4 protein-coding genes are annotated in these 4,002 nt (G+C 40.8%); 1 reads left to right on the top strand and 3 read right to left on the bottom strand.

Annotated features, from left to right (window positions below; genetic code table 11):
* Window positions 1-557, top strand: a 557-nt coding sequence (locus PX636_RS19045; protein WP_288118311.1) for a Uma2 family endonuclease, incomplete at its 5' end; no start/stop codon positions are given.
* Between the two features lie 3 nt (window positions 558-560).
* On the opposite strand, the gene recN is transcribed toward PX636_RS19045, so the two are convergent.
* The 3 genes from recN to PX636_RS19030 form a co-directional block, all read right to left on the bottom strand.
* Window positions 561-2,288: a DNA repair protein RecN gene (gene recN / locus PX636_RS19040; RefSeq protein WP_002798940.1), complete on the bottom strand. Its 1,728-nt coding sequence runs from the start codon at window positions 2,286-2,288 to the stop codon at window positions 561-563.
* A gap of 208 nt (window positions 2,289-2,496) precedes the next feature.
* A complete protein-coding gene (gene rppA / locus PX636_RS19035) occupies window positions 2,497-3,177 on the bottom strand; it encodes a two-component system response regulator RppA (protein WP_012265866.1) in 681 nt (226 codons plus the stop codon).
* Window positions 3,178-3,281: 104 nt separating this feature from the next.
* Window positions 3,282-4,002 (bottom strand): DUF2157 domain-containing protein (locus PX636_RS19030; protein ID WP_288118310.1); only part of this gene is annotated, 721 nt, incomplete at its 5' end.

Here is a 4,002-nt window from a genome sequence, read left to right as displayed (position 1 = left end):
CAGAAAATAAAGGAAAAAGTTATTATTACAATGGCTATTATCGATTAGAAATGACTCCTATTGGTAACGATCATGCCAGCGATCATGCTATTTTGATCTTCGCTGTTAGTCTCTATGCTACCCTAAAAAATCTGGCCTTTAATGCCAAAGATAATTGCAGTTTTCGCAGGTCTGGTTATCGAGAAGTCCAACCGGATATATCTTATTATTTTGCAGAGAAAGCTAATCTGATTCCCTACGGTACTTCGATGATTGATTTAAATCAGTATCCCCCACCAGATTTAGTCATTGAAATCTCAAAATCTACCCTCAATGATGACTTAGGCAATAAACGCTTACTCTATGAAGAATTAGGAGTTAGTGAATATTGGAGTGTTAAGGTAGATGATCCTCAAATATTCGCTTTTGAAATAATCGATCGAGGTAGCAAAAGAATTGATATATCAAAGGTTTTACCTAATTTAAGACTTGCGGTTTTAGAGTCAGCTTTACAACAGGCACGCACCAGAGATCAAAGTCAGGTGGGACGTTGGTTAATCAGTCAATTTCAAGGTTAAATCTTACTGTTTTTTGGCAGCCGCTTTCTCCAATAAAGACTCGGCAAAAGCGATGGCATCTGCTGCCGAATTTCCTCCCGTTAATTGTGCCAATTCTTCCCTTCTCGTCTGACGATTATCAAGAGAAGTAACCCGGACAACCGTGCGAATTTCCGAGAGATTAGTGGGATTATCTTCGGCAATCATTTGTTTATAAACTCGAAAATGGTGATCAGCTAAAGCAGCCACTAAAGGTTGATGGGTAACGCACAAAACTTGATATTGTTGACCTAATTGATCTAATTTATCGGCAATTGCCTGGGCAACTTTTCCCGATACTCCCGCATCGATTTCATCAAAAATTAGGGTTGCCGCTGCCGATTGGGATTGGGAAAAACAGGACTTTAACGCTAGGAGAAAACGACTCATTTCTCCTCCGGAAGCGGTACTGGATAAAGGTTGGATTTTTTCCCCTGGATTGGGACTAAAATAAAATACCACTTGATCGACTCCCAGACTGCTAGGATTACCCGGGGCAATCCGACAGACAAAAATCACCTTTTCCATGGCTAAAGGTTTTAATTCCTGTACCAATTGTTTTTCTAGTTGACTAGCGGTTTCTTGTCGCAAAAAGGTCAACTGGGTGCTAGTTTCTCGATAGATGTTTTCCTGTTGCTGACAAATTTTTTCTAATTCTTCAATGGATTGTCCTTCTCCCGTCAACTCCGCTAATTCCTGCTGTAATTTCTGATAATAATCGAGCGCTTCGGCTAAACTTGGGCCATACTTGCGACAAATGCGCTTAAGTTGGACAATTCTCTCTTCTATCTCGTTCAATCTCTCGGGATCTGCCTCTAGACTATCCCCATAAACGTTGATTTCCTGTCCCGCTTCCACCACCTGATTTAATGCCGATCGCACCATCTCTAAAATTGGCTCTAAACTTGTATCATAAACCATCATATTTGTCAAGATATTTTCAGCTTTTCCTAACAAATCGGCGACGGCCGGTTGATCGCGATCGTTTTGGTAGAGTAGTTGATAGACTTGATAGCTGGAATTTTGCAAATCGACAGCGTGGGAGAGTCGGTTTCTTTCCTGTTCCAACTGTTCCAACTCGTCAGCGTCAGTTAAATTAGCTGATTCTAGTTCTTTTAGTTGATATTCTAATAAATCTAATCTCTGTAGGCGATTTTGTTCCGATTGCAACCTATTATTTAAAATATTCTTGCTTTCTTGCCAGTTAAGGTAGGCTGTGGCTACCTTTTCCCGCTGCCGCAGCAGCGATTCACCCCCGTAGAGATCTAATAATTCCCTCTGTCGATTAGCGTCCATTAACTGAACTGTTTGACCTTGGGCGGTGATTTCTACCAAAAAATCTCTTATTTGCGCCATTTGTTGGCGATTAGCGACGACTCCGTTAATCCGAGAACGAGAACGCAAGGAATTATTAGTAATCACTAATTCCCTGCTAATGGTCAGACTATTATCCTCTAATAGGTCAATTTCCTGACTTTCTAGCCAAGCAATTAATTCTGGAGTTAGAGAAAAAGTCGCTTCTAGGGTTGATTGTTGGCTTCCCTGACGGATGACGCGATGATTGACTTTACCCCCGAGAACAATATCGATCGCATCTAATATAATTGATTTTCCTGCCCCCGTCTCACCGGTCAGTACATTTAATCCGTTCCCGAAAGTTAATTCTAAGCGATCGATGAGGGTAAAATTTTCAATTTGTAGGCAGGATAACATATATCAGTAATCAGTAATCGGTAATCAGTTGCTAAGTAGGTAGGCGTTAAAAATTATCAGACACCCCCCTTATTAAGGGGGGATTAAGGGGGGATCCCCCCGCCTATCGGCACCCCCCTTATTAAGGGGGGCAGGGGGGATCGAACCTAAAATCCATTTTTAATTTAATTATAACCAGTTACTTATTCTCATTATCTTTCAGCATTCCCTAATTTTCCCCGAAACGGTAGCCTTTCCCATAGACAGTATTAATTAGAGGTGTTTCTCCGGCCGCTTCGATTTTACGACGCAGTAAGCGCATCAGGGCAGGAACCACATTACTATTAGGTTGCTCCCCTTCTGACCAGAGATGCTGATAAATTTGTTCATGGGTGAGAAGTTGACCTGGATGGGTCATAAATAAAGTCAACAATTGTACTTCTTTTGCTGATAAACTGATCGTGCGACCGTGACGATAGGCCACTTGATTTTCGCTATCGAGTTCTAAATCAGCAGATTTTAATTTACTGCTATTACTAGCCTCAAAATTGGGAGAACGACGCAATAAAGCGCGGACTCTCGCTAATAATTCTCGCAGTTGAAAGGGTTTGACTAAATAATCATCAGCGCCAGCATCTAATCCCGCCACTCGATCATCTATGGTATCCTTAGCGGTTAGAAACAAAACGGGAGTGGTGTCCCCTTGATTGCGTAAATATTGACAGATTTGTAATCCGGATTGCTGGGGTAACATCCAATCGAGAATTAAGAGGTCATAATTATTCTCTTGTGCCAATTCTAAACCCGTCCGACCATTATCAGCAATATCAACTTCATAGCCTTCTTGAGCAAGAATTTGTTCTAAGGGTTCGGTTAATTCTTTTTCATCATCAACGATAAGTATTTTCATAAAAGTAAAAAAGATGGTGTTGGGTTTTGGGGTTTTGGGGTTTTGGGGTTTTTTAGTTGAATCTCCCCATTTCCCCCATATCCCCATGTCCCCATTTCTCCTAATTATCTATCTTTGGGGAATAAATTGCGCCATTCGAGAGGGATATAACTTTCAATAAATCTAGCCAGAGTTTGGTAATGACGCTGATATAAAACTCCCATATAGATAATACCAAGTCCTAGGACAGTTAGGGCAAAGGGAAAGAAAATTGAATCGGCAAAGAGACGATAGGAGAGATAGGAAAGATAGGCAAATACTCCGATACCTCCAAAAACTACAAATAATCTTCTTTTTAGCAGGACTGATAATAACATCAATCCCAAGTTAATTAGACAGTACACAAATCGTTGCGTTTCATTATCATCCATGAGGAGAGATAGACTAAACCAAAACATAATCAATCCGAATAGGTATAGCCAAAAAGCAAAATCTCCCCGACTACGACGCTGACGTACATCAATTAAATAGGCAGTTATTAAACAGGCAATTCCAAACCAAAAGGATACCCACAGTCGCAGTCTCCATGTATATTCGTTCTCTCCAAATAGTAAAGGAGTTAAGTCCATTGACATATACCACAGACTAAAGGCAATGGGTGCAGTTAAGAAGGGAAATTTAACAAATCGCAAAGTTATTAATCCCGCGATAATCGTGCCTAATTCCATTAAAAACCAACTGCCTTTAGTCCAGGTATAGAAATCTGGATAAATGGCCATATTTCCTGCTTGCCAGTATCCTGTCCAGCGTTGTAAACCGTAGATTGCTAAGGGAGTCATTGCCACT

Source organism: Microcystis sp. M53598_WE2 (assembly GCF_030067735.1).
Classification (GTDB): domain Bacteria; phylum Cyanobacteriota; class Cyanobacteriia; order Cyanobacteriales; family Microcystaceae; genus Microcystis; species Microcystis aeruginosa.
This window is presented reverse-complemented; position numbering and strand designations above follow the sequence as displayed.